This is a genomic window from Sphingomonas sp. MS122 (assembly GCF_049532975.1).
Classification (GTDB): domain Bacteria; phylum Pseudomonadota; class Alphaproteobacteria; order Sphingomonadales; family Sphingomonadaceae; genus Sphingomonas.
In genome coordinates this window covers 119,819-145,810 of the sequence record NZ_CP186695.1, presented here as the reverse complement: position 1 = coordinate 145,810, position 25,992 = coordinate 119,819, and the positions used below count along the sequence as shown (strand labels likewise).

Here is a 25,992-nt window from a genome sequence, read left to right as displayed (position 1 = left end):
CCTTCTTCGTGCTGTTTCTATCGTGGGCCGTCAGAAGCTGAAGCGGATCCCGGCAGTGAACTGCCGCCCGATCACGTCATAGAGGTGACGAGCGGTCGCCCAGTCATAGCCGAGGATCGGCGGATCGGTGTCGAGCAGGTTGAGGATCGAGCCATAGGCCGCGACCTTGCTCTTGCCGCCGGTGGGACGGAACAGCGTCACCTCACCCGACAGATCGAGATAGAAGCGGCCATTGCCGTGCATCTTGTCGCTGATGGGGGTGCCGTACGGTTTGGTGACGGTTGTGTCGCGGGTGATGAGGCCGCCGCCGACCCAGCGGCCGGTGAGATTCACGCGATAGCCGTCGGTGCCGTAGCTCGCCGAGCTGGTGACGCGCAGATTGGGCGAGCCGTTCACCCCGTCGATGAAAGTCTGCGACAGCGTGCCGGCGAGGATCGTCTTCGTGCCACCATCGCCGACCAGCTCGAGCTTGTTGATGTAGTTGGCGAGCACGCGCAGATCGAGGCTGCCGTTCCACAGATCGGTTCGATACGAGGCCTCGAAATCGATGCCCGCGGTCATGATCGACTGGAAGTTCGCCGGCGCCAGCCGGAGCCCGGTGATCAGGCCCGGCGTGCCGCCCGCCGATGGCTCGCGGGTGACCAGCGCACATGACCCGGCATCGCCATTGTTGCAGCGGGTGATGATCTGCTGTGCGGTGAGCGCGGCGATCGCACCCTCGATCTTGATGTCGTAATAGTCGAGCGAGAAGCGCAGGTCGCGCGTCGGCGACACGATCATGCCCAGCGTCAGCGTGTCGGCGATCTCGGGCTCGAGGAACGGGTTGCCGCCCTGGGTGGTGGAGACCGTGTAATTCTCGTTCGCGCGGGCACTGTCGGTGATGGGGAAGATCAGCGTCTGCCCGGCCGCGAACAGCTCCTGGATGTTGGGTGCGCGGATGTCGCGCGAGCGCGTGGCGCGGAAGCGGAGGAACTCGGTCATCGCATAGTTGACGCCGATCTTCCACGTTTCGACCTGGCCTGAGGTCTTGTAGTCGGTGATGCGTCCAGCGAGGTCGAGCTCGAGATTCTTGGCATAATCCTGATCGGCGAGGATCGGGATCAGCAGCTCGCCGAACGCTTCCTTGACCTCTTCGGTGCCGGAGAAGGGGATGGTGTTGCCGACGCGGAACACCGTCGCGCCGCCCGGCCGGCTCGCCGAGAGCGGATCGGAGAGGACGTCGACCTCGAACTTGCGCCAGTGGACGCCGCCGGCGAAGCCGACCGGGCCAGCGGGAAGCGAGAAGAGGTTGCCGCGCACGATCAGGTCCGCGGCCTGCTGCTTCATATGCCAGTCGCGGATCGAATCGCCGGTGATGTAGTCGAGCGCGGCCGCCTGCTCGCCCGGCGCGACCACGCCGAACAGGTCGAGCGGGACGCAGCCGTTGCCGGGGTTGGTGATCGTCGAGCGGCAGATCGGATCGACCACGCCCGGCGTCGCGGGATTGTCGACCGCGTCGAGCGCGTTGCGCCAGTTGGCGGTGATTCGCGCCCCGGCGAAGTTGGTGTAGTCGCGCGCCTTGCCGTAGACATAGGATACGTCGTAGCTCCACGATCCGCCGAGCTTGCCGCGCAGCCCCGCCACCGCCTGCCAGTTCCACGTCATCTTGTTGATGTAGCCGCGCGCGTAATCGTTGATCGCACGGCCCATCACGAAGCTGGTAATGTCCGGATTGGCGTCGAGGATCGTGCGGATCGAGGCGGGCAGGAAGACGTTGTCGCGCTGGATCGTGATCTGGTCGTTGGCGGTGATCGACGGCGCCTTCTCGATATCCGAGCGGGCATAGCCGAAGCTGGCGTAGAGCGTCGCGGCGGTATCGAACTCGAACTCGCTCGCGCCATAGGCGGCCCAGCGCTTGTACGGCTGCTTGAGCACCGCATCGCAGATGCCGCAGACGCCGTCGCCGCCCTGGTGCGCGTTGGCGGTCTGGTTGGTGCCATAGTTGAACGGGCCGGTCTGGCCGTTGCCCAGGAACTGGATGCCGCGCAGCAGGGCGGTGCCATTGGCGCCGGTCGCGCTGTTGATCAGGCCGCCATAGGAGGTGTTCGAGCTGCGCGGCTGGTTGACCAGGATATAGGTCGGCGCAGTGTTGGTCGGCGTGCTTGCGGGGTTGGCGATGACGGCATAGTCGCCCCATTCGCGCTCGCCGTAATCGAGGATGCCCTTGCTCTGCGCGGCTTCGGCACCGACGATGATATGGCCGCGTCCGCCGGCGAACTTGGTGCCCGCCGCGATCGAGCCCAGATAGCTCTTGTTATCGCCATAGTCGCTGATGCCGTATTGCGCGTTGCCGCGCACGCCCTCGAGCTTGTGGTCGATCTTGAAGTTGACCACGCCCGCGACCGCGTCCGAGCCATAGGCCGCGGAGGCGCCGCCGGTCACCACTTCGGCGCCCGAGATCACCGCCTGGGGGATGTTGTTGACGTTGACCACGCCCTCCGGCGACGAGGGCGTCGGCCGCTTGCCGTCGACCAGGGTCAGCGTGCGCAGATAGGTGAGGCCGCGCAGGTCGAGATAATTGCCCGCCGACAATTTGGAGAGGTTGGTCGTCGCCTCAGGCGTGACGCTGGGCTTGAGCGCGGGAAACTGGTTGAGCGCATCGGCGATGTTGGGCGCGGCGACGCGCTCGAAATCCTCGGTACCGACGACGGTGACGGGCGTCGGCGTGTCGAAGCCGCTGCGCGCGATCTGAGAGCCGGTGACGATCACCTCTTCGGGTTCTTCTTCTGGGGCCGCCTGTGCCCAGGCGAAGCTCGGGAGAGCCAGCGGGAGGCCGAACGCCGCGCCCGCCATGATCCGGCGCTTCCAGCTATCGCGCCGCATGCCCATCGTCTCCGCCATTGCGTGTCCCCTATTTTCGTTTCGTGAAAACATGTCCCTGTGCGGCGATGGAGCCGCTTGATCCGCGACTCTCTGAGTTCTGGGTTGGCAGTTGTTCTCTTATTGGAGAATGTCGTCAAGACAGAAAATGACGTGGTGTGGTGGTGGCCGTGAAACTTCCATTCCTGACGCAAGCAGCCCCAGCGGAACCGATTTCAAATCCGCAAATCTGTGCTAAATAGCTGACAAATGACGCCAAGCCTTGGAACCATCGTGAAGCGCCTGCGCCAGGAGCGCGGATGGAAATTGTCGGACATGAGCCGCGCGGTCGGCATTCCGCTTTCGACCCTGTCGAAGATCGAGAACGACAAGCTCACGCTGAGCTACGACAAGCTCCAGCAGTTCGCGCGCTCGCTCAACATCCCGCTGACGGCGTTGTTCGCCGAGCCCGAGCCCCGGAAAGGCGCGCCCGTGGTGACCGGGCGGCGCAGCCTGGCGACGCTCGATCGTGCGATCCGAATCACCACGACCAACTACGAGTACAGCTATTTCTCCGGAGAGCTCCGCAATCGCCGGATGATCCCGATTCACGCGCGCGTGACCTCCAGGACGCTTGAGGAATTCGGCGATCTCGTGCGCCACAGCGGCGAGGAATTCGCCTATGTCATCGAGGGCGCGGCCGTGCTCCACACCGAATTCTACGAGCCGGTGACGCTGCACAAGGGCGAGGGCGTCTATATCGACAGCACCATGGGCCACGCCTATCTGGTCGCGCCCGGCTATGACGAGGCGGCCATGCTCGTCGTGTGCGCATCGGGCGACGAGCATCTGCAGGACGAGTTGATCGCGGAAGCTGCCGCGCGGAAGGGCGAGGATCCGTCGGCGGATGGCGGCGCGCCGCGCTGGTCGCGGCCGAGCTGAGCTGAGGTGCGCGAGTTTCGCAAAGTAGAATACTTTCCAAAATGAAAATCAGCGGCTAGCAATGCTTCCGTGGCGATTCGGGCTTCACGCGAATCGCGAACAGGGGAGTGGCGCATGAAGCTGCACATTTTCGCCGCGGCCGCCGCGGCAGCCATCGCCGTCGCACCGGTGCACGGGCAGGAGCCGGCACCCGAATATGACATCGTGATCCGCGGTGGGCGCGTCCTCGACGGCGCCGGCAATCCCTGGGTCTCCGCCGACGTGGCGATCAAGGACGGGCGCATCGCGCGGATCGGCAAGGTCGCAGGCAAGGGCAGGCAGGAGGTCGATGCGCGCGGCCGCTATGTGTCGCCGGGCTGGATCGACATGATGGATCAGTCGGGCCGCGTGCTGCGCACCAACGGCATCGCCGAGAACAAGCTGCGCACCGGCGTCACCACGCTGATCGCGGGCGAAGGCGGCACCCCCGTCCCGGCCGACGAGGTCGCGGCCTATTTCAAGGAGCTGGAGACCAAGGGGATCGCGGTCAATTTCGGCACCTATTACTCACCGACGCAAGCGCGGCGCGAGGTGATGGGCGATGCCGCGGGCACGCCGACGCCGGCGCAGATGACGCAGATCAAGGTCAAGGTACGCACCGCGATGAACGCGGGCACGCTGGGCCTCGCCACTGCGCTGATCTATCCGCCGGGCAGCTTCCAGACCACCGACGAGCTGGTCGAGATCGTCAAGACTGCGGCGCCGTGCAACGCGATCTACGCGACGCACATGCGCGACGAGAGCGAAGGGCTGCTCGACGGCGTCAAGGAAGCAATCGCGATCGGCGAACGCGCCGGCGTGAAGGTCGAGATCTTTCACCTGAAAGCCGCGTGGGCGCCCAAGTTCGGGCAGCTGATGCCGCAGGCGGTGAAGCTGATCGCCGACGCGCGTGCCCGCGGCGTCGACGTCGCGGCGGACATGTATCTCTATCCCTTCGCCGGCACAGGGCTCGAGATCATCGCGCCCAACTGGGTGTACGAGAAGGGCTTCGCCGAGGCGGTGAAGCTGCTCAACGACCCAGCGCAACGGACGAAGATGAAGCGCGACATCGCCGCCGGGCCGCAGGCCGGCTGGACCAACATGGTCGTTTCGGCGGGCGGCTGGGACAAGATCGTGCTCGGCAATGCGCATAATCCGCGTTGGGACAAATACCGGTTCAAGTCGCTCGCGGAGATCGCCAAGACCGAGGGCAATGCCGATCCCGCGGATATCGCGTGGGACATCATGCTCGCCGCTTTGCCCAAGCGCGCGGTGGCGCTCTATTTCATGATGGACGAGCGCGATATCGAGACTGCGCTCAAGCAGCCCTGGGTCTCGATCGGCAGCGATGCCGGCGCGGCGGAGGTATTCGGCCAGATCGACGGCCTCGGCCTTCCCCACCCGCGCGCCTATGGCAATGCCGCGCGCATCATCGCCGAGTACGTCAAGCGCCGCCCGGTGCTGACGCTCGAGGATGCGGTGCGAAAGATGACCTCCTGGCCGGCCCATCGCATGGGCCTGACCGACCGCGGCGTGCTGCGCGAGGGGCTGCGGGCGGACGTAACGATCTTCGACTATGACAAGCTCGACGACCGTGCCGCGTTCAACCAGCCGACCGTCTCGCCGGTCGGGATCGACGATGTGATCGTCAACGGCCAGCTGGTGCTGGCGGGCGGCAAGGTGACCGGCGCCAAGCCGGGTTCGGTCCTGAAGGGCGCCTGCGCGGCGCCGGGAGCACAACTCAAGTGACAAGGTTGAAACTGACGACGAGGCTGGAGGAATGGCCGACGCACAGCCCGTTCCGCATCACCGGCAAGGTGTGGACAAGCGTACCGTTGCTGATCGTCGAGCTTTCCGACGGCGAGCATGTCGGCCGGGGCGAGGGTGCGGGCGTCTATTATCGTGACGACACCCCGGCAAAGATGATCCGTGAGGTCGAGGCGATGCGCGACGCGATCGAGGCGGGGATCACCCGCGTCGAGCTCGCGCAGCTGATGCCCCCGGGCGGCGCGCGCAACGCGGTCGACTGCGCGCTGTGGGAGCTCGAAGCTCGGCAGCGGGGCACGACGGTGATGACGCTGGCGGGGATCAGCGATCCGCGGCCGCTGGTGACAGTGTGCACCGTCGGCGCCGATACGCCGGAGGCGATGGCGCAGCAGGCGCTCGCCTATGGCCCCGTGCCCGCGCTCAAGCTCAAGCTGACCGAAGACCCGTCCAATGCCGATCGGGTGCGTGCGGTGCGCGAAGCTTGTCCCAAGGCATGGATCGGGGTGGACGCCAACCAGGGCCTCACCCGCGCGACGACCGAGGCACTGATTCCGGTGCTGATGGCGGCCGACGTGGCGCTGCTCGAGCAGCCGGTGCCGGTAGGGCTGGACGCGACGCTCGACGGCCTCAAGTCGCGCATTCCGCTCGCCGCCGACGAAAGCGCGCAGAGCCTCGCCGACCTGCCCTCGCTGATCGGGCGCTATCAGATGGTCAACATCAAGCTCGACAAGTGCGGTGGGCTGACCGAGGCGCTGGAGATCGCGAAACAGGCGTCCGTGTTGGGCCTGAGGATCATGGTCGGCAACATGCTCGGCACCTCCTGGTCGATGGCGCCGGCCTATGTCGTCGGGCAATATTGCGACGTCGTCGATCTCGATGGCCCGCTTCTGCTCGGCCGCGACCGTGACGTCGCCGCGCAATATCGCGACGGCCGCGTCGAGATTTCACCTCTGGTGTGGGGAGGCAAGGATGAAGCTGCCTTCGCTTGAGCTGCCCGCCCCCTATCTGCTGTTCCTGGGCGACCTCACCGAGCCGGGCTACGCCAAGACCGGGCTCGGCCTCGCCGAATGGGCGCGAGAGCGCTGCGTGGGCGAACTGGCCTTTGCCGGGACGGTGGTGAGCGCCGGCCTGCCGCGGATGACCGCCGCGGAAGCCGTGGCCGCTGGCGCGCGTTCGGTGGTGATCGGGGTCGCCAATCCCGGCGGGGCGATCGCCGCGAGCTGGGTCGCGCCGTTGGTCGAGGCGATGGCCGCTGGACTCGATCTGGTGAGCGGGATGCATGGCCGCCTCGCCGACCATCCCGCCATCGCTGCGGCGGCCGAGCGCCATGGCGTGAAGCTGCACGACGTGCGCGTCCCGCCCACGGGCATTCCGGTCGGCACCGGCGACAGGCGCAGCGGCAAGCGGCTGCTGACCGTCGGCACCGATTGCGCTCTCGGCAAGAAATACACTGCGCTGGCGCTCGCGCGTGCCTTCGCGAAGCGCGGCGTTTCGAGCGACTTCCGCGCGACCGGGCAGACCGGCATCCTGATCGCCGGCGGTGGCATCCCGATCGACGCGGTCGTCTCCGATTTCGTGTCGGGCGCGGCCGAGCTGCTCAGCCCGGACGCGGCGGTGGATCACTGGGACGTGATCGAGGGTCAGGGTTCGCTGTTTCACCCGAGCTACGCCGCGGTCACGCTGGGCCTGGTTCATGGCAGCCAGCCCGACGTGATCGTGCTATGCCATATGCCTGGCCGCACCGCGATCCTGGGCCGGCCCAGCTATCCGCTTCCGGCGCTCGACGTCGCGATCGACGCCTATCTCGGCGCGGCGCGGCTGACCAACCCCGATGTGCGCTGCGCCGGGATCAGCCTCAACACCGCGGCGATGGACGCAGCGGCAGCAGCGGATGAGATCGCGCGCGTGGCGGACCGTTACGGCCTGCCCGCCGCCGACCCGATCCGTGGCGGTGCGGCTTTCGAAGCGCTGGTGGAGGCATGCCTGCGCTGACACAATGAACCCACAGGATTGGAAGTGATGGTGATGGGGAAACACGTCGGATTGGCACTTGTCTCGCTGGCCGTGCTGGTCAGCGTCCCGGTCACTGCGACCCCTGCGCCGGCGCCGGCGACAACTGCACCCAGCCAGCCGGCGCCGGCCTATGATATCGTGCTGCGTGGCGGCACCATCTATGACGGCAGCGGCAAGCCCGGCGTGAAGGGTGACGTAGCGATCCGGGGCGAGCGTATCGTCTATGTCGGGCCAAGGGCGCCGGGCGGAGCGAAGACAGTGATTGATGCCCGCGGGATGGCGATCGCGCCTGGCTTCATCAACATGCTGAGCTGGGGCATCGAATCGCTGATCGCCGACGGCCGGGGCTTGAGCGAGCTCAAGCAGGGCGTGACGCTGCAGGTGTTCGGCGAGGGCGAGAGCATGGGGCCACTCACCCCGGCGATGAAGGCGGACATGGTCCGCCGCCAGAGCGACCTGCGCTACAGCGTCGAATGGACCAGCCTCGGCGAGTATCTCGACTGGCTGGCGAAGCGCGGCGTGTCGCAGAACATCGCCTCTTACGTGGGCGCCGCGACGGTACGCACCAACGTGCTCGGCGAGAGCGATGTCGATCCCGATGCGGCGCAGCTCGCGCGAATGCGCGCGCTGGTCGCGGCCGAGATGCGGCAGGGCGCGCTCGGGGTCGGCTCGTCGCTGATCTACGCCCCCGCCAGCTATGCCGAGACGCCCGAGTTGATCGCGCTGGTCGAGGAGGCCGCGCGCTGCGACGGCGCCTATATCAGCCATATGCGCTCCGAGGGCGACCGGCTGCTCGAGGCGATCGACGAGCTGGTCGAAATCGCTCGCGCGACCGGCGCACGCGCCGAGATCTACCACTTCAAGCAGGCCGGGCGCGACAACTGGCACAAGATCGATGCGGCGATCGCGCGCGTCGAGGCCGCCCGGCGCGAGGGGCTGAAGGTCACCGCCGACATGTATCCTTATGACGTGGCGGGCACCGGGCTCGACGCGGCGATGCCGACCTGGGTCCAGTCGGGCGGACTCGAGGCGTGGATCGAGCAGCTGCGCAAGCCCGGGATCCGCGCGCGCGTCATCGCCGAGATGAAGGCGCCGGGGGTCGGCTGGGAGAATATGTACCGCGCTGCCGGCGGGGCCGAGGGGATGATCGCGGTCGGCTTCAAGAACGAGAAACTGAAGCCCCTCTCGGGCAAGACGATCGCCGAGATCGCGGCGATGCGCGGCACGTCACCCGAGGATACGATCATCGACCTGGTGATCGAGGACGGCAGCCGCGTCGGCACGCTCTATCGCCTGATGGACGAGACGAATGTCGCGCGCGCGACGTCGCTGCCGTGGATGAGCTTCGGCTCCGACGCGGGGGCGCAGGCGCCCGAGGGCGCGTTCCTCAAATCACGCCCGCACCCGCGCGCCTATGGCACCTTCGCCCGTGTGCTCGGCAAGTACAGCCGCGATGAGAAGCGCCTCTCGCTCGCCGAGGCGGTACGGCGGATGAGCGCGCTGCCCGCCGCCAACCTCGCGCTGCGCGAGCGCGGTTCGCTCAAGCCCGGCTATTATGCCGATGTCGTGGTGTTCGATCCCAAGACGGTCGCCGATCGCGCGACGGTCGAGAACCCCTGGGCGCTCGCCACCGGGGTGCGCGACGTGTTCGTCAACGGCACCGCGGCGCTGCGCGACGGCGAGCCGATGCGGGCGCGGCCCGGCCAGGTGGTGCGCGGGCCGGGCTGGACCGGCTGGCCCGGCGGCGGAGCGTGTAAGCCGCCGAAATAGCCCCCGGACCGGAAGGTGCCGCCGACCCTCGGATCGGTTTGCGAGGGGCCGCCGCCGCTAGCGCGCGATCGATCGGTTAAACGAGAGGCTCGCGGCGTAGAAACGGCCGATGTTCGGGAAGGCGCCGCTGGTATTCGCGAGCGGTACGCTGTGCGGGCCAAGCTGGCGGGTGAGCCGGGTGTCACGCTTGACAGGCAGCAAGCGGCCCGTTTCCAGCCCTCGGAACAACCCGTGGTGGCAAAGTCAGCTTTCCTCCGCGATCGATCTGAAAGCAGACCGGCCGCAACCGGTCCAAAAGTTGGCGATCAGGAACAGGTGGGCGTGGGCGAATCTCACGTTCTCGAATAATATGATTCCCCGTTTCGGCGCAGGCTCGATGCCGTAAGCGCACCACTCCGAACATCCGCAGCTTAGACCTTCGACGGCAGTGCGTTGAACGCCGCGACCATGCCGGCGGCGACGGAGAGTGCGATCTCCGACGCCCCGATCGAGCCGATGTCGAGTCCGGCCGGACCTTGCACGCGTGCGAGGTCCGACGGCGTCACGCCCGCATTCGCCAGCCGCTCGAGCCGGGCCGCGTGGCTGCGGCGCGAGCCCAGCGCGGCGACATAGCCGGTCGGGGCGGCGAGCGCGGCGAGCAGGGCGGCGTCATCGATCTTGGGATCGTGGCTCAGGGTGACGACCGCAGTGGCCATGTCCGGCCGGCGCCGGCCGATCGCCTCGTCGGGCCAGCCATCGTCGAGCTCGCAATCGGGGAAGCGCTCCGGCGTCAGGAAGCGGCCGCGCGGATCGATCACGACCGGCGCGATGCCGACCTGCCGGGCGATCGCGGTGAGCGCCTGGGCGATCTGGACCGCGCCGACGATCAGCAGGCGGCGAGGCGGATCGTAGCGGTTGACGAAGCCCGGGCCGTCGCCTTCGCGACTCGATCCCGTTTCGAGATCGGTCGAGACGATGAGCCGCTCGCCGGCATCGCGGGCCTGCGCGATGCGCTCGAACAGGGGCGGCGGGAAGCCCTGCCCGGAGACCGGCTGGACCAGCACGGCGATCTCGCCGCCGCACGGCATGCCGACTTCCCAGGCCGAGGCATCGGACACGCCATAGCGTTTCAACATGGCGGGCGCGCCGGCAATCACTTCCGCCGCCGCCTGCAGGATGTCGCCCTCGACGCATCCGCCCGACACCGAGCCCTCGAAGCGGCCGTCGGCGTTGACCAGCATGTGGCTGCCCACCGGCCGCGGCGCCGAACCCCAGGTCGAGATCACGGTCGCCAGCGCCATGCGGTCGCCGCGCCAACGGTCCGCCGCCTCGAGAATGACGTCGATGTCGCTCACATTCGATCCGGGGGTGGCAAGCTCACGCGGTCGGCAGCCGCTCGAAGAACTTGTCGAGCGTGATCGGATATTCGCGCACCCGCACCCCGGTGGCATTGTAGACCGCGTTGGCGACCGCCGCCGCCACGCCGCAGATGCCGAGCTCGCCCACACCCTTGGCCTTCATCGGCGAGGACAGCGGATCGGTCTCGTCGAGGAAGATGCATTCCTGGTGCGGGATGTCGGCATGGACCGGTACCTCATATCCGGCGAGGTCGTGATTGACGAAGAAGCCGAAGCGCTTGTCGACCGCGAGCTCCTCCATCAGCGCGGCGCCGACCGCCATGGTCATCGCGCCGATCACCTGGCTGCGCGCGGATTTGGGGTTGAGGATGCGCCCCGCTGCGCACACTGCGAGCATACGGCGGACACGGATTTCGCCGGTGAGGCTATGCACTGCCGCCTCGACGAAATGCCCGGCAAAGGTCGATTGCTGGTAGCGGCGAGCGAGGTCGCCGAACTCAATCGCGTCCTCGGCGACAATCTCGCCGGATTCGGCAGCCTTGCCGAGCGCGACGCTGCGCCGGCCGCTGCGCACGCGGCCGCCGCTGAAGGTCGCCGTAGCGGGATCGAGGCCGAGCTTCTGCGCCACCAACTCGCGCAGCTTGACGCAGGCGGTGTAGACGCCGGCGGTCGAGCTGGCGGCGCCCCATTGTCCGCCCGAGCCGGCCGAGACCGGAAAGGTCGAATCGCCGAGGCGCACCTCGACCCGGTCGAGCGGCACGCCCATCATCTCGGCCGCCGTCTGGGCGATGATCGTGTAGCTGCCGGTGCCGATGTCGGTCATGTCGGTCTCGACCGTCACGCGCCCGTCGGCGGCGAGCCGCACCCGTGCGGCGGACTTGGTCACCGGCGCGTTGCGGAAGCCCGCGGCGACGCCCATGCCGACCAGCCATTGCCCGTCGCGGACGCTACCGGGCGTGGCCGAACGCTTGCTCCAGCCGAAACGCTGCGCGCCCTGGCGCAGGCACTCGACCAGTTGGCGCTGCGAGAAGGGCTTGGGCGGGTTCTCGGGTACGACCTGGGTGTCGTTGAGGATGCGGAACTCGACCGGGTCCATGCCGAGCTTCTCGGCCATCTCGTCGATCGCGATCTCGAGTGCCATCATGCCCGGCGCCTCGCCGGGCGCGCGCATCGCATTGCCCTCGGGCAGGTCGAGCACCGCGAGCCGGCACTGCAGCATGCGGTTCTCGCCGGCATAGAGGAAGCGGGTCTGCTGCACGCCGTTCTCGATGCCGCCGCCGGGCAGGTCGCCCGACCAGTTCTCGTGCCCGATCGCGGTGATCTTGCCCTCGCGCGTCGCGCCGAGGCGGATGCGCTGGATCGTCGCGGGGCGATGCGGGGTGTTGTTGAACATCAGCGGCCGGGTCAGCGCGACCTTGACCGGGCGGCCTGCGGCCTTGGCGCCGAGCGCTGCGAGGATCGCGTCGGCGCGGACGAACAGCTTCCCGCCGAAGCCGCCGCCGATATAGGGCGAGATCAGCCGCACCTTCTCGCGCGGGATGCCGAGCGTCCGGGCGACGTCGCCGCGGCCCCAGTTGATCATCTGGTTGGCGGTCCACAGCGTGAGCTGGTCGCCTTCCCAAGCCGCGATCGTCGCATGCGGCTCCATCATCGCGTGGGCCTGGTCCGGTGTGTGATAGGTCGCGTCGATCGTCACCGGCGCCGAGGCGAAGGCGGCGGCGAAGTCGCCGAGCTTGAGGTCGGCCTGCTCGCGCGACGGCTGTGCCCCGTCCTTGGCGGCGTGGAGATCGAACGCGCCCTTGCTGCGCGCATAGTCGATGCGGACCAGCGCCGCAGCATCGCGTGCCTGCTCGAACGTCTCGGCAACGACCAGCGCCACTGCCTGGTGATAATGCTGGATCTCGGGGCCGCCGAGCAGATGCGCGGTATTGAAATTGCCCTTTTCGAGCTTGCCGGCATTGTCCGCGGTGACGATCGCGAGCATGCCCGGCGCGGCCTTTGCCGCACTGAGGTCGATCGAGCTGATCCGTCCCTTGGCGATCGCCGACCCGACGACAAAACCATAGGCGGCGTTGGGCGCGGGCTGCTCATAGGCGTAGGGCGCTTGGCCGCATACCTTGAGCGGACCGTCGATGCGGTCGGTAGGCTTGCCGATGACTTTGAGCTGGTCGATCGGGTTGATGCCGGCGGGCGTGTCGAACTTCATCGCATCAACCCCTTGCCTGCGCCATCACCGCGCCGAGCGTGCGCGCGACGAGGGGCAGCTTGAACGCATTGTCCTTGGTGGGCCGCGCGCCCGCGAGAAGGATGTCGGCCGCGGGCTTGGCGCCCCGCGGCAGTGCCGCCTCGGCCGCCTCGACCCGCCACGGCTTGGGCGCGATCCCGCCCACCGCCACGCGGCCGCTCCCGTCGTGCTGGAGGACCGCGGCGACTGAGACCAGCGCGAAGGCATAAGACGCGCGATCGCGAACCTTGTGGTAGACATGCGTGCCGCCCAGCGGCGCAGGCAGCGTCACCGCGGTGATCAACTCCCCGCTTTCGAGCACGGTCTCGACATGCGGCGTATCGGCCGGCAGCACGTGGAAATTGGCGAGCGGGATGGCGCGGGTGGTGCCATCGGGCTTCACCGTCTCCACCGCCGCATCGAGCGCGCGCATCGCGATTGCCATGTCGCTGGGATGCGTGGCGATGCACGCCTCGCTCGTCCCGATCACGCCGAGCTGGCGGCTGAACCCGCCGATCGCGGCGCAGCCCGAGCCGGGCTTGCGCTTGTTGCACGCCTGGTTGGTGTCGTAGAAATAGGGGCAGCGCGTGCGCTGGAGCAAATTGCCCGCGGTCGTTGCACGGTTGCGCAGCTGGCCCGAGGCGCCCGCGAGCAGTGCCCGCGACAGCACGCCGTAATCCTTGCGAATACGCCGGTCGGCCGCAAGGTCGGTGTTGCGCACCAGCGCGCCGATGCGGACCCCGCCCTCCGGCGTCGCCTCGATCCGGTCGAGCCCGATACGGTTGACGTCGATCAGGTGAGTCGGCACCTCGATCTGCAGCTTCATCAGGTCGAGCAGATTGGTGCCGCCGGCGATGAACCGCGCGCCCTGGGTACGCGCCGCCGCTGTGGCAGCCTCTGCAGGCGTGGTCACGCGCTCATAGGTGAAGGGTTTCATGCGCGCCTCCCGGCGACTTCGGTCATCGCGTCGAGGATGTTCGAATAGGCGCCGCAGCGGCAGATGTTGCCGCTCATTCGCTCGCGCATCTCGTCATTGGTGGCGCGGGGGCGGGCGTTGAGGTCGCGGGTGGCGTGGCTCGGTATTCCTGCGCGGATCTCGTCGAGTACCGCGACCGCCGAGCAGATCTGTCCCGGCGTGCAATAGCCGCACTGGTAGCCGTCATGCTTGACGAACGCCGCCTGCATCGGATGGAGCTTGCCGGGCGTGCCGAGACCTTCGATCGTGGTCACTTCATCGCCGTCATGCATTACCGCCAGGCTGAGGCATGAATTGATCCGCCGTCCCTCGACGATCACGGTACAGGCGCCGCACTGGCCGTGGTCGCAGCCCTTCTTGGTGCCGGTGAGCCGCAGATGCTCGCGCAGGGCGTCGAGCAGGGTGGTGCGAGGATCGAGCGCCAGGTCCCGCTTCGCGCCGTTGACGGTCAGCGTCACGCTCGTGGCGGCGGGAACGGGTTCGCGTGGCGAGGTTCGCGCATCCGCAGCAGGAACGGCCGCGACGGCGACCGAGGCGCTCCCGCCGACCAGCACGCCGCGTCGCGTGACGCCGAAGTCGTCTTCCTTCATCTCGTCGTGACTCCCGTCCTGTGCGAGCATCCGTCGCGCTCCGCCGGTTCAGCGCCGGCTATTGTAACCCTAGTCGCTGCCTTCGGCGATACAGCGCATCGGTGACCGGTTCCATCCACGTAACAACCTCGCCGCCCGCCCGTTCCTCCACCGCGATGAGTCATCGCGCTGCCGGAGGCGACGATCAGCGCCTGGCCGAGCGAATGGTTATGCCAGATGAGCACCCGTTTCATCGATTGATGAGCCGCTGGTTCGAGGCGGGATAGCGGTCGCCGATCACCTCGACCGTGGCGAGCGCGTGGTCGATCCGCGCCAAATCGGCTGCATCCAGCGTGATGTCGGCGGCGCCGAGATTCTCCTCGAGTCGGTGCAGCTTGGTGGTGCCGGGGATCGGCACGATCGACGGGCGCTGCGCGAGCAGCCAGGCAAGCGCGATTTGCGCCGGCGTCGCGCCGCGGGCGTCCGCCAGCTCGCGCACCAGGTCGACGACCGCCTGATTGGCCGCCAGCGCCGCGGGCGAGAAGCGCGGCAAGGTGCTGCGGAAGTCCCCCGCGCCGAATGTCCTACCCGCTTCGATCTTGCCGGTCAGGAACCCCCGACCGAGCGGGCTGAACGGTACGAAGCCGATGCCGAGCTCGTCGAGCAGCGGCAGGATCTCGCCCTCGGGCTCGCGCCACCACAGCGAATATTCGCTCTGCAGCGCCGCGATCGGCTGGACCGCATGCGCGCGGCGGATCGAATTCGCGCTTGCCTCGGACAAGCCGAAATGCAGCACCTTGCCTGCCTGGATCAGCTCCTTCACCGTGTCGGCAACCTCTTCGATCGGCACCTCCGGGTCGACGCGGTGCTGGTAGAAGAGGTCGATCCGGTCGGTGCGAAGCCGTTTCAGCGCGGCATCGGCAACTTCGCGGATGCGCTCCGGACGGCTGTCGAGGCCTTCGGTGGGAACGCCGTTGCGGAACCCGAACTTGGTCGCGATCACGACCTTGTCGCGCAGCGGCTCGAGCGCCTCGCCGATCAGCTCCTCGTTGATGCCCGGGCCATAGGCTTCGGCGGTGTCGAAGAAGGTGACGCCGCGTTCGTGCGCGGCGCGGATCAGCCCGATGGCATCCTGACGATCGGTCGCGGGCCCATAGGCAAAGCTCAGGCCCATGCAGCCCAGTCCCAGCGCCGACACCTGAAGACCGTCGCGGCCCAAAACGCGCTGTTGCATCGAGCTTTCCTCCTGACGGCGGCGAGAACCGCCAGCCGCGTTTCGATTGGCACTCTGGGGGGAACTTAGGGGTTCGCTGCTGTTGCAATTAGACAGGGAAAGTCGCTTGAGCCTATGACGTCATGTCATGAAACAAGGTGAAGCTGGATTGCGGCATGCGGCGTGAGGAACTCGGAAGCCTGGCGCTGTTCCTCGCGGTTGCCGAGGAGCGGAGCTTCACACGGGCGGCCGCCAAGCTCGGCCTTTCGCAATCGGCGCTCAGCCACTCGATGCGGCGGCTCGAGGCGCGGCTGGGGCTGCGCCTGCTGACCCGCACCACCCGCAGCGTGGCGCCGACCGAAGCCGGCGAGCGGCTGGTCGAGACGCTGCGGCCCGCCCTCGACGAGATCGACGGCAAGCTCGCCTCGCTGACCGAGCTGCGCGAGCGGCCCGCCGGGACGGTCCGGATCACGACCTCGAAACATGCCGCGCGCAGCGTGCTGTGGCCGGCGCTCGATCGGCTGACGGCCGAGCATCGGGACATCCAGATCGAACTGGACGTCGATGCCGGCCTCAAGGACATCGTCGCCGAACGCTTCGACGCGGGCGTCCGGCTGGGCGAGCGGCTGGAAAAGGACATGATCGCCGTGCCGATCGGGCCGCGGCTGCGCATGGCCGCGGTGGGAGCCCCGGGCTATTTCGCGGAACGCGGGATTCCCCGCACGCCGCACGACCTCGCGCGTCACAATTGCATCAACCTGCGCATGACCAGTGCGGGCAATCTCTATGCCTGGGAGTTCGAGCGCGACGGCCGCGAGCTGCGGGTGAGGGTCGAGGGCCAGTTGGTGCTCAACGATGTCGACCTCATCACCGAAGCGGCGATCGCCGGGCGCGGCATCGCCTTCCTGATGGAGGATCATTTCGAGCCGCAACTCGCGAGCGGCGCGCTGGTCCGCGTGCTGGAGGACTGGTGCGAACCGTTCGACGGCTATCACCTCTATTATCCGAGCCGCCGCCAGCCGTCCCCGGCCTTCCGCCTGGTGCTGGAGGCGCTCCGCTATCGCGGACAGCCGGGCTAGGCGGCGCGGGCGGCGCTCCAGTCGGCGCGGGTGTTGACGTTGTGGAGCGGGCAGGGTTCGGCGACGCGCCTGGCGGCGCAATGCTCGATCCAGGCGCGCCAGCGGCGGTCGCCAGCGGCGAGGAACGCCGCGAGCGCCGCGTGCAGATGGGCCGGCCAGCAGCCGATCAGCCATTGGTTCTCGAACACCGCCGGGCCGGGACCGGCGAGGAGTTCGACGAGGTTGCCGGGAAGGGGAACCACATCGACGGGCACGGTGACGACACCGTCGAACCCCGCCCGCGCGGCGAAGCGGAGCGCGGCCTCGAGCCCGGCGAGCGGACCGATGCGCTCGGGGGTCGTGTCGGGAAGGGCGCGGAGGTCGTCCCAGCTTCGTCCGCAGATGGCGACCTCGGCAACCTGGGGGGTGAGGGCCGTCACGACATGATCGAGCATCGGCGCACCGCCCAGGGAAGCGAGCGCCTTGTCGCCGCCGAAGCGACGCGACGCGCCACCGGCGAGCACCGCGCCGAGGATGCGCGGCGGGCGGTTCATGTCGTGAGCGCTTGTGCGGGCCGCACGGCAGCGGGGCGGGCGACGGCTTCGCCGATGAGCAGCAGGGTCGGTCGGTTGTCCGCGATCGACTTGACCGCGAGCGGGAGCAGGTCCAGCCGGGTCGAGAGGTGCTGCTCGGTGGGCAGGCTGACATCGCAGGCGACGAGCACCGGAGTCGCACCGGGCAGGCCCGCCGCGACCAGCTTCTCGCTGATCTCGCGCGCGGCGCCGCGGCCCATATAGAAAGCGAGCGTCGAGCCGGCATGGGCGAGTGCCGTCCAGTCGAGGTCGAGCGGCTCGCCTGCGCGGGCGTGCGCCGTCACGAATTGGACGCGGCGGGCGAGGCCGCGCAGCGACAGCGACAGGCCTGCGGAGGCCGCGGCGGCGCTAGCGGTGGTGATGCCGGGGCAGATGCGCGCGAAGATACCGGCGCGAGCGCAGGCCTCCATCTCCTCGGCGCTGCGCGCGAAGATCGCAGGATCGCCGCCCTTGAGGCGGACGACGCGCTTGCCCAACAGCGCGGCCTCGACCAGCAAGCCGTTGATCGCGTCCTGATCCCTGGAGTGGCGGCCCGCGCGCTTGCCGACGGGGATCAGCTTGGCATCGGGGGCGAGCGCGAGGATGTCCGGGCCGACCAGCGCGTCGTAGAAGATGATCTCCGCCGCGGCGATCAGCCGTGCAGCCTTGAGCGTGAGCAGCTCGACATCGCCGGGGCCGGCACCGACCAGCCACACGCTGCCGGCGGGAAAATCATCAGGCATTGACGGCCTCCTGTCTCGTCTCGGCGAGGATACGGGCGAGCGCGGGGCGGCATGAGCCGCAATTGGTGCCAGCCTGAAGCGCCGCGCCGATCGCGGGGACGTCAGTGAGTTGCTGGTCGCGGATCGCGGTGACGATGGTGTTGATCCCGACATCGAAGCAGACGCAGATCACCGCGCCGCGATCGGACTGCGCACCCGGCGCCCGGCCCGCGAGCAAGGTCGGCGCGACCTGTGGCGCGGAGAGCTGGGCGATCAGCCAGTCGCGCGGCGGTAGCTCGCCGGTGCGCGTGACGAACAGCGCGGCGGCCAGGCGCCCATCGCGCAGGATGGCGACACGGCGGGTGCCGCGCGCGGGATCGACCGCCTCGACCCGCTCGCCGGCGGGAAGCAATTTGTCGAGCCGAAGCGCGTCGCCATTGCCTGCGATCTCCCACAGCGCCCCCGCCGGGATCGCGACGCGCGTTGCCCACAGGCATTTGGGCGGCGCGGGCAGGTCGCCGGTGACGATCAGGAAGCCGCGCCACTCGGCGGAAACCGGCTCGATCCGCGCGGGCGTCGACTTGAACCCCGGCTGGCCCGAGATCGGATCGGTGAGCGGGCGCGGGAGCAGCCCAGTGCGCCCGCCGGTCGAGGTGCGGTCGGTCCAGTGGATTGGGGTGAAGAGCTCGCCCAGCCGCTGCGCATCAGTGACGGCGGCACGAAAGATGCTCTCGCCCTGCGGCGTCGCGACGCGGGCGAAGCCGCCGTCTTCGACGCCGAATGCGGCGGCGTCGTCCGGGTGAACCTCGACCAGCGGCTCCTCGCGGTGGCGAGCGAGTTTGGGCGACAGGCCGGTGCGCGTCATGGTATGCCATTGGTCGCGATAGCGCCCGGTGTTGAGCGTCATTGGCCAGTTGGAGAGTGGGTCCTGCAGCGGTCGCTGCGTGACGGAGACGAGGCGCGCGCGGCGGTCGGGGGTCGAGTAGCGGCCATCGGCGAAGGGCGTGCCGCCCCAGCGTTGCGGTTCCATCGCGTCATAGGCCGCGTTGCCGCCCGCGCCGCCATTGGGCAGGGTGAAGACGCGTGCGCCGTCGTTCTGATAGGCCGCGAGGCGGCAATGCTCGCGCCAGATCTCAGCGGCGCGATCATAGGCGAAGGGCGTCTTCCACCCCATGCGCCGCGCGACTTCCTTGACAATCCACCAATCGGGCTTCGCCTCGCCCGGCAGCGGGAAGAGCGCGCGCTGGCGGCTGATCGTGCGGTCGCTGTTGGTAACGGTGCCGTCCTTCTCGCCCCAGGCCGCGGCGGGCAGGCGGACATGTGCGAACTCGCCGGTATCGGTGCGCTCCATCACGTCGCTGACGACCACGAACGGGCAGGCGGCGAGTGCCTCACGCACCCGGCCGGCATCGGGCATCGACACCGCGGGGTTTGTCGCCATCACCCACAACGCCTTGATCCGCCCCTCGTCGATCGCGCGGAACAGATCGACGGCCTTGAGGCCCGGCTTCTCGGCGATCGACGGCGAGGCCCAGAAGCGCTGGATGCGCGCGCGATTCTCGGGCGCGAAATCCATGTGCGCGGCGAGGGTCGAGGCGAGCCCGCCGACCTCGCGTCCGCCCATCGCATTGGGCTGGCCGGTGATCGAGAACGGCGCCGCGCCGGGCTTGCCGATCCGTCCCGTGGCCAGATGGAGGTTGATGATCGCGTTGCCCTGATCGGTGCCGCTGATCGACTGGTTCACACCCTGGCTGAACAGGGTGATCGTCCGCGGGTTGGCGGCGAACAGTTCGTAGAAACGCCTGAGGTCTGACGGCGGCACGTCGCAGACGCGCGCCACCGACCACAGGTCGCTTCCCTCTCCAAGCTTGCTCCAGAAATCCTCAGGCACCGCGACATGCGCGGCGAGATAGCCCTGATCGAGCGCGCCCGCCTCGCGGCAATAGTGCAGCAGGCCGTTCATCAGCGCGACGTCGCTGCCCGGTCGGATCGGCAGATGGAGATCGGCTTCCTCGGCGGTCTCGGTACGGCGGGGGTCGATCACGATGAGCTTGGCGCCCGCCTCGCACCGCGCGCGGATGCGCTGATAGACGATCGGGTGACACCAGGCGGTGTTGGATCCGACCAGCACGAATAGGTCGGCGGCGTCGAGATCGTCATAGCTGGCGGGAACGACGTCCTCGCCGAACGCGCGGATGTGCGCGGCGACCGCGCTCGACATGCACAGGCGCGAGTTAGTGTCGATATTGGCGGAGCCGATGAAGCCCTTCATCAGCTTGTTGGCGACATAATAGTCTTCGGTGAGCAATTGCCCCGAGACGTAGAAGGCGACGCTGTTCGGACCGTGCTGCGCGATCGCGTCGCGGAAACGCTTGGCGACGAGATTGAGCGCACGGTCCCAGCTCGCGCGCTTCATCCCGATCATCGGGTGGAGCAGCCGTCCCTCGAGCCCGACCGTCTCGCCCAGATGCGTGCCCTTGGAGCAGAGCCGGCCGCGGTTGGCGGGGTGGTCGGGATCGCCCTCGATTCGCACCTCGCGCGGGCCCGTCACGGTCGCGCGGATGCCGCAGCCGACGCCGCAATAGGCGCAGGTGGTGCGGATCGCTTCGTTCACGCCACCCCCGCGAGCGCCTCGGCGCGAGCGATCAGGATGCGGCCGCCATCGATCTTGACCGGGATCACCGGCACGCAGCCCTCGTCGCCGCCGAGCGCCTTGCCGGTGACGAGCGAGATGCGCCAATTGTGCAGCGGGCAGGCGACCGAGGTGTCGTGGACGATGCCCTGGCTCAATGGCCCCTGCTTGTGCGGGCATTTGTTGACCAGCGCATGGACCGATCCGGTGGCGGTTCGGAAGATCGCGATCTCCTCGCCGCCATGCACGGGCAAAGTACGCGCGCCCATTGCGGGCAGCTGGTCCACCGGACCGATATCGAGCCATTCAGCGTCCATTACTCTGCTCCCACGACCGCGAAGGGCCGGATTTCCGCGATATGCTGGTGAAGTTCGCGCTCGGCGCCCGCGGCACGCTCGGCCCAGGGGTCCTTCTGGAGGTGGCGCTGGGATTCGAGGAAGCGTTCCTTGAGCGCCTCGCGCCCCTCTTCATCCTCGACGATGCGCGACTTGATGTAATCGAGCCCGACGCGCTCGACCCACGGCGCGGTGCGGTCGAGATAGCGCGCTTCCTCGCGATAGAGCTGGATGAAGGCGGCGCAGTAGTCGAGCGCCTCCTGCTCGGTCGCGACCTTGCACAAGAGGTCGGTGCCGCGCAGGTGGATACCGCCATTGCCGCCGATGTGCAGCTCGTAGCCCGAATCGACGCAGATCACGCCGAAGTCCTTGATCGTCGCCTCGGCGCAATTGCGCGGGCAGCCACTGACCGCGATCTTGAACTTGTGGGGCATCCACGAACCCCAGGTCATCCGCTCGGTCTTGATGCCGAGGCCGGTCGAATCCTGCGTGCCGAAGCGGCACCATTCGGAGCCGACACAGGTCTTCACCGTGCGCAGCGCCTTGCCATAGGCATGGCCCGAGACCATCCCCGCGGCGTTGAGGTCGCCCCAGATCGCGGGCAGGTCTTCCTTCTTGATCCCGAACAGGTCGAGCCGCTGGCCGCCGGTGACTTTGACCATGCGCGCGCCATACTTCTCTGCGGCGTCGGCGATCGCGCGCAGCTCGGCGGGGGTGGTGACGCCGCCCCACATGCGCGGGACCACCGAATAGGTGCCGTCCTTCTGGATGTTGGCGTGCATGCGCTCGTTGACGAAACGGCTCTGCGGGTCCTCGACATGCTCCGCAGGCCAAGCGCAGAGCAGGTAATAATTGAGCGCCGGGCGGCACGAGGAACAGCCGTCGGGAGTCGACCAGTTGAGCGCCTGCATCACCTGGGGGATGACCTTGAGTTCTTGCGCGACGATCTCGCGGCGGACATCGTCGTGGGTGAAGCTGGTGCATTTGCACATCGTCTTCGGGCCGGACTGGACCTCGTCGCCCAGCGCGAACGCGAGCAAGGTCTCGACCAGCCCGGTGCACTGGCCGCAGCTCGCCGATGCCTTGCAGGTGCCGCGCACCGCATCGAGGCTGTGCGCGCCGTTGGCGATGCAGGCAACCACCTGCCCTTTTGAGACGCCGTTGCAGCCGCAGATTTCCGCATCGTCGGAAAGCGCCGCAACGGCCGCCTTAGGGTCCGCTTGCCCACCTCCCTGGGCGAAGGCCTGGCCGAAGATCAGGAAATCGCGCAGGTCGGACACGTCCTCCTGCTTCTTGAGCAGGTCGAAATACCAGCTGCCGTCGCCGGTGTCGCCGTAGAGGACGGCGCCGACGATGCGGTCGTCCTTGACGATCACGCGCTTGTACACGCCGCGCGCGGCGTCGCGCATGACGATGTCCTCGCAGCCTTCGCCGCCCGAGAAGTCGCCGGCCGAGAAGACATCGATCCCCGACACCTTGAGCTTGGTCGAGGTGACCGAGCCGCGATAGCCGGTGGGGCTCTCGGTCATATGGTCGGCGAGCGCGCGGCACATGTCCCACAGCGGCGCGACCAGGCCGTAGCACTGCCCGTCATGCTCGACGCATTCGCCGACCGCGAGCACGTCGGGGTCGCTGGTGACCATATGGTCGTCGACCTTGATCCCGCGCCCGACCTCAAGCCCCGCATCGCGCGCGAGCGTGGTGGAGGGACGAATGCCGACCGCCATCACGACGAGATCGGCGGGAATCTCGGTGCCGTCCTTGAGCTTGACGCCCTCGACACGGGCGGTGCCCATGATCTCGGCGGTGTCGGCTCCGGTGAGGATCGTCTGGCCGCGCGCCTCGAGCGCCTGCTTGAGCAGCCAGCCCGCCGCCTCGTCGAGCTGACGCTCCATCAACGTGGGCATGAGGTGGAGGACGGTGACCTTCATCCCGCGCAGCGAGAGGCCGTGGGCGGCCTCGAGGCCGAGCAGACCGCCGCCGATCACCACCGCGCTGCCGCCCCGATCGGCGGCGGCGAGCATGGTGTTGACGTCGTCCATGTCGCGGAAGCTGATCACGCCGGGCAAATCCTTGCCCGGCACCGGGATGATGAACGGATCCGATCCGGTGGCGATCAGCAGCTTGTCATAGCCGATCGAGACGCCGCCGCGCGAGGTGACGGTCTTGGCCGCGCGATCGATGCCGATCACGGGATCGCCCGCGATCAGATCGATGCCGTTCTCGACATACCATTCGGTGGTGTTGATGACGATGTCGTCGAACGCCTTCTCGCCCGCGAGCACGGGGGAGAGCATGATGCGATTGTAGTTCACGCGTGGCTCGGCGCCGAAGATGGTGACGCGGTAACGGGCGGGATCGCGGGCGAGGATTTCCTCGACCGCGCGGCAGCCGGCCATGCCGTTGCCGATCACCACGAGATGCTCGCGCGTATCATCTTCGGCGCGCGCGATGCGTTGCAGTTCCATCAGATCGTCCAGTCCAGTTGCAGCCAGAATTTGCGGGTATCGGTGGCGAACAAGTCCGCCTGATAGTCGGCGAAGCGGACCGAGGCGGTGGTCTTGCCGAACTTCGCCGAGGCGAGGAGGTTGAGCTCGTCGCCATAATGTCGGGTGAGTCGGTCGCTCTCGTAGCGGTGCCAGGCGGCCTGAAAGGTCACCGCCTTGGCCGGGCCGATCGCCTTCCAGCCCCAGCCGGCGCTGACATAGAGATCGCGCATCCCATCGGGCGGGGTGACCAAATATTTGTCGGCCCAGCCCTGGAACTTGAAATTGGTGCCGAGCGGTGTCTGGAAGCTGGTGAACGCGGCGCCGTTGCCGGCGCCCAGCACTTCGTAGCCCGCGCCGAGCTTCGGACCATTGAGGTCGAGGGCGAGGTCCGCGAGCCAATAGTCCGCAGTATAATCGTTGGGATTGCGGTGAAAGTCCGACTGACGGGCGTAGCTGAGCTGATAGGCGAGCTTGGCCTTGCCGATCGGACGGACACCAGCGAGGCGCGCGCCGAACGTCTTGCTGGAGAGGCGATAGCCCTGCACCGCGGCCTCGTCCTGATCGACCCAATAGCCGAAGCCGGTGAGCGTGCCGACCGGGGTGGCGTAGCTGAGGTTGGCAAGGATGTTGTCGCCACCCACCGCACGCTGGCGGGCGCCGGTACCGTCGATCCCCCAGATGGTGCGGACCGCCCAGGCATAGGTCAGGTCGGCCTTGATCCCCTTGATCGGCGTGACCTCGGCGCGGACGGCATCGAAGCTCTGGCCGTTCTGGCGGAACCCCGACGCGCCGACGAAGCGCTCATCGTCGAGCAGGATGCGCTGGCGGCCCGCGGTGAGCGTCACCGCCGGGAGCTTCAGGCCAAGCTGCGCGCGGCTGATCGCCACATTCTGCGGATCGGCGATCAGCGGGCGCGTCGCGGCACCTTGCAACCCGTCATAATAGTTGCCGGCAATGGCGAGGTTGCCCTGTGCCTCGACCAGCGCGACGAGCGGCCCCTGCTTCGCTTCGATCCCGGCGCGAACCCGCAGGGTCAGCGCATCGGCGTCGAGCGCGAGGCCGTCCTGCTCGACCTGTTCGTAGCGCAGCCGGGCTTCGGCGAGCGGCTTGAGCGACTGGGCGGTGGCGGGTAACGCCGCCACCAGCCCGGCGAGGAGAAACGCGGCGCGCATCAGATGCGCACGCCCTCGGCCGCGCCCCAGGTTGCGCGCCACTTGCCCTTGACCAGCAGGAGGCCGGCGAGAGCCACGACCGCAAGGCCTGCGAAGATCAGGAAGCCGCCGGAGAAGCTGCCGGTCCACTGCTTGGCGAGGCCGAGCGAGGAGGCAAGGTAGAAGCCGCCGACGCCGCCGGCCATGCCGACCAGCCCGGTCATCACGCCGATCTCCGCCGAGAAGCGCTGCGGCACGAGCTGGAACACCGAACCGTTGCCGGTGCCGAGCGCGAGCATCGCGAGCACGAACAGCAGCAATGCGGTCGCGAAATTCTCGGCCAGGCTGACCCCGATCAGCGCGAAGGCGGCGAAGATGAACACCGCGGTGAGCGCCTTCACCCCGCCGATCGCATCGGCCAGCGCGCCCCCGAGCGGACGGATCAGCGAGCCCGCGAAGACGCAGCCCGCCGTCGCATAGCCCGCCTGGATGGTGGTGAGGCCGAAGCGGTCGGTGAAGTAGATGGGCAGGCTGGCGGCGAGCCCGACGAAGCCGCCGAAGGTGACGGCGTAGAAGCCCATCAGCCACCAGGCGTCCGCAACCTTGAGCGGCTTGAAATAGTCGGTCAGCGACTTGGCTGGCGGGCGGCCCGGCGCGTCCTTGGCCATCACGACATAGGCGATCAGGACGAGCGTCAGCGGGATGCAGGCGAGACCGAGCACGCTGTTCCAGCCGAACAGCTTGGCGAGCGCAGGGGCGAATAGCGCGGCGAGCACGGTACCCGAATTGCCCATGCCCGCGAGGCCCATCGCCTTGCCCTGATGCTCGGGCGGGTACCAGCGGCTGGCGAGCGGCAGCGCGATCGCGAAGCTCGCGCCCGCAAAGCCGAGGATCACGCCGAGCGCGAGCGTGCCGGCGAAGCTGGTGACCCCGGCCATCCAGGCGGTGAACAGGCCGGCGATGACGATCACCTGGCTGATCGTGCCCGAGCGCTTGGGCCCGATGCGATCGACCAGCAGGCCGTTCACGACGCGCAGGATCGCGCCTGCCAGCGTCGGTACCGCGACCATCAGCCCCTTCTGCGCCGGGGTCAGCGCGAGCGTCTTGGCGATCTCGGGCGCGAGCGGCCCGAGAATCACCCAGACCATGAAGGCGAGGTCAAAATAGAGGAATGCGGCGATCAGCGTGGGCGTGTGCCCGCTCGACCAGAAGCTCGACTTGGCGGACGCGTTCGCGTCCAGATAGGTGGTTGCCATCTTCTGTCCCCGTTCGATGGACAAGAAAAAAGCCGCCGGAACGGCGCCATGACGGCGCGTTCCGGCGGCTTCGTTGCCTGTTTCGGTTGATGAGGCTCGCGCCCCGGCCC

At 68.1% G+C, this 25,992-nt stretch carries 19 protein-coding genes; 6 read left to right on the top strand and 13 right to left on the bottom strand.

Translation table 11 applies throughout. The features are described from left to right. Positions 1-30: 30 nt before the first annotated feature. A complete protein-coding gene (locus ACO227_RS00710; protein WP_423604467.1) occupies positions 31-2,880 on the bottom strand; it encodes a TonB-dependent receptor domain-containing protein in 2,850 nt (949 codons plus the stop codon). A gap of 228 nt (positions 2,881-3,108) precedes the next feature. Here ACO227_RS00710 and ACO227_RS00705 point away from each other — a divergent pair, with 228 nt between their 5' ends. The 5 genes from ACO227_RS00705 to ACO227_RS00685 all read left to right on the top strand — a co-directional run bounded on the left by ACO227_RS00705 (position 3,109) and on the right by ACO227_RS00685 (position 9,348). Next, on the top strand, positions 3,109-3,780 hold the full coding sequence (locus tag ACO227_RS00705) for a helix-turn-helix domain-containing protein (RefSeq protein WP_423604466.1): 672 nt from the start codon (positions 3,109-3,111) through the stop codon (positions 3,778-3,780). A 114-nt stretch (positions 3,781-3,894) separates the two neighbouring features. Beyond that, positions 3,895-5,547 carry an N-acyl-D-amino-acid deacylase family protein gene (locus tag ACO227_RS00700; protein WP_423604464.1) on the top strand — a complete coding sequence of 551 codons (1,653 nt, stop codon included), beginning with the start codon at positions 3,895-3,897 and terminating at the stop codon, positions 5,545-5,547. Beyond that, the gene (locus ACO227_RS00695; protein ID WP_423604462.1) at positions 5,544-6,554 is read left to right on the top strand and encodes a dipeptide epimerase; all 1,011 of its coding nucleotides are present in this window, start codon (positions 5,544-5,546) and stop codon (positions 6,552-6,554) included. Before ACO227_RS00700 ends, ACO227_RS00695 begins: the two co-directional genes overlap by 4 nt. Continuing rightward, positions 6,535-7,557 carry a DUF1611 domain-containing protein gene (locus ACO227_RS00690; protein WP_423604460.1) on the top strand — a complete coding sequence of 341 codons (1,023 nt, stop codon included), beginning with the start codon at positions 6,535-6,537 and terminating at the stop codon, positions 7,555-7,557. Before ACO227_RS00695 ends, ACO227_RS00690 begins: the two co-directional genes overlap by 20 nt. A 27-nt stretch (positions 7,558-7,584) precedes the next feature. Beyond that, entirely contained in the window at positions 7,585-9,348 is a 1,764-nt protein-coding gene (locus ACO227_RS00685; RefSeq protein WP_423604458.1) for an N-acyl-D-amino-acid deacylase family protein, read from the top strand. A 410-nt stretch (positions 9,349-9,758) separates the two neighbouring features. Here the strand turns inward: ACO227_RS00685 and ACO227_RS00680 are convergent, their stop codons facing one another. The 5 genes from ACO227_RS00680 to ACO227_RS00660 all read right to left on the bottom strand — a co-directional run bounded on the left by ACO227_RS00680 (position 9,759) and on the right by ACO227_RS00660 (position 15,688). Continuing rightward, complete coding sequence (locus ACO227_RS00680; protein WP_423607410.1) at positions 9,759-10,628, bottom strand: XdhC family protein; 870 nt, start codon at positions 10,626-10,628, stop codon at positions 9,759-9,761. Positions 10,629-10,704: 76 nt separating this feature from the next. After that, complete coding sequence (gene paoC / locus ACO227_RS00675) at positions 10,705-12,891, bottom strand: aldehyde oxidoreductase molybdenum-binding subunit PaoC (RefSeq protein WP_423604457.1); 2,187 nt, start codon at positions 12,889-12,891, stop codon at positions 10,705-10,707. Positions 12,892-12,895: 4 nt separating this feature from the next. Then, entirely contained in the window at positions 12,896-13,846 is a 951-nt protein-coding gene (locus ACO227_RS00670) for an FAD binding domain-containing protein (RefSeq protein ID WP_423604455.1), read from the bottom strand. Then, complete coding sequence (gene paoA, locus ACO227_RS00665; protein WP_423604454.1) at positions 13,843-14,505, bottom strand: aldehyde dehydrogenase iron-sulfur subunit PaoA; 663 nt, start codon at positions 14,503-14,505, stop codon at positions 13,843-13,845. The genes ACO227_RS00670 and paoA overlap by 4 nt, the downstream gene beginning before the upstream one ends. 199 nt (positions 14,506-14,704) lie before the next feature. Then, entirely contained in the window at positions 14,705-15,688 is a 984-nt protein-coding gene (locus ACO227_RS00660) for an aldo/keto reductase (RefSeq protein ID WP_423604452.1), read from the bottom strand. A 155-nt stretch (positions 15,689-15,843) separates the two neighbouring features. Between ACO227_RS00660 and ACO227_RS00655 the strand changes: the two genes are divergently transcribed. Further along, positions 15,844-16,746: a LysR family transcriptional regulator gene (locus tag ACO227_RS00655; RefSeq protein ID WP_423604451.1), complete on the top strand. Its 903-nt coding sequence runs from the start codon at positions 15,844-15,846 to the stop codon at positions 16,744-16,746. Here ACO227_RS00655 and mobA read toward each other — a convergent pair. From mobA to ACO227_RS00620, 7 genes are read right to left on the bottom strand one after another with little or no spacing between them, the layout of a single operon-like run. Further along, positions 16,743-17,279, bottom strand: coding sequence for a molybdenum cofactor guanylyltransferase (gene mobA, locus ACO227_RS00650; protein WP_423604449.1), 537 nt, complete (start codon positions 17,277-17,279; stop codon positions 16,743-16,745). The two genes, ACO227_RS00655 and mobA, sit on opposite strands and share 4 nt — an antisense overlap. Further along, a complete protein-coding gene (gene cobA, locus ACO227_RS00645; protein WP_423604448.1) occupies positions 17,276-18,040 on the bottom strand; it encodes a uroporphyrinogen-III C-methyltransferase in 765 nt (254 codons plus the stop codon). The genes mobA and cobA overlap by 4 nt, the downstream gene beginning before the upstream one ends. Then, positions 18,033-20,633, bottom strand: a complete 2,601-nt coding sequence (locus ACO227_RS00640; protein WP_423604446.1) for a molybdopterin-dependent oxidoreductase — start codon at positions 20,631-20,633, stop codon at positions 18,033-18,035. Before ACO227_RS00640 ends, cobA begins: the two co-directional genes overlap by 8 nt. Then, positions 20,630-20,968 carry a nitrite reductase small subunit NirD gene (nirD, locus tag ACO227_RS00635; protein ID WP_265117129.1) on the bottom strand — a complete coding sequence of 113 codons (339 nt, stop codon included), beginning with the start codon at positions 20,966-20,968 and terminating at the stop codon, positions 20,630-20,632. The genes ACO227_RS00640 and nirD overlap by 4 nt, the downstream gene beginning before the upstream one ends. Continuing rightward, the gene (gene nirB / locus ACO227_RS00630; RefSeq protein ID WP_423604444.1) at positions 20,968-23,454 is read right to left on the bottom strand and encodes a nitrite reductase large subunit NirB; all 2,487 of its coding nucleotides are present in this window, start codon (positions 23,452-23,454) and stop codon (positions 20,968-20,970) included. Before nirB ends, nirD begins: the two co-directional genes overlap by 1 nt. Continuing rightward, positions 23,454-24,647: a hypothetical protein gene (locus ACO227_RS00625; protein WP_423604442.1), complete on the bottom strand. Its 1,194-nt coding sequence runs from the start codon at positions 24,645-24,647 to the stop codon at positions 23,454-23,456. Before ACO227_RS00625 ends, nirB begins: the two co-directional genes overlap by 1 nt. Next, positions 24,647-25,882 carry a nitrate/nitrite transporter gene (locus tag ACO227_RS00620; RefSeq protein ID WP_423604440.1) on the bottom strand — a complete coding sequence of 412 codons (1,236 nt, stop codon included), beginning with the start codon at positions 25,880-25,882 and terminating at the stop codon, positions 24,647-24,649. The genes ACO227_RS00625 and ACO227_RS00620 overlap by 1 nt, the downstream gene beginning before the upstream one ends. Between the last annotated feature and the right edge of the window lie 110 nt (positions 25,883-25,992).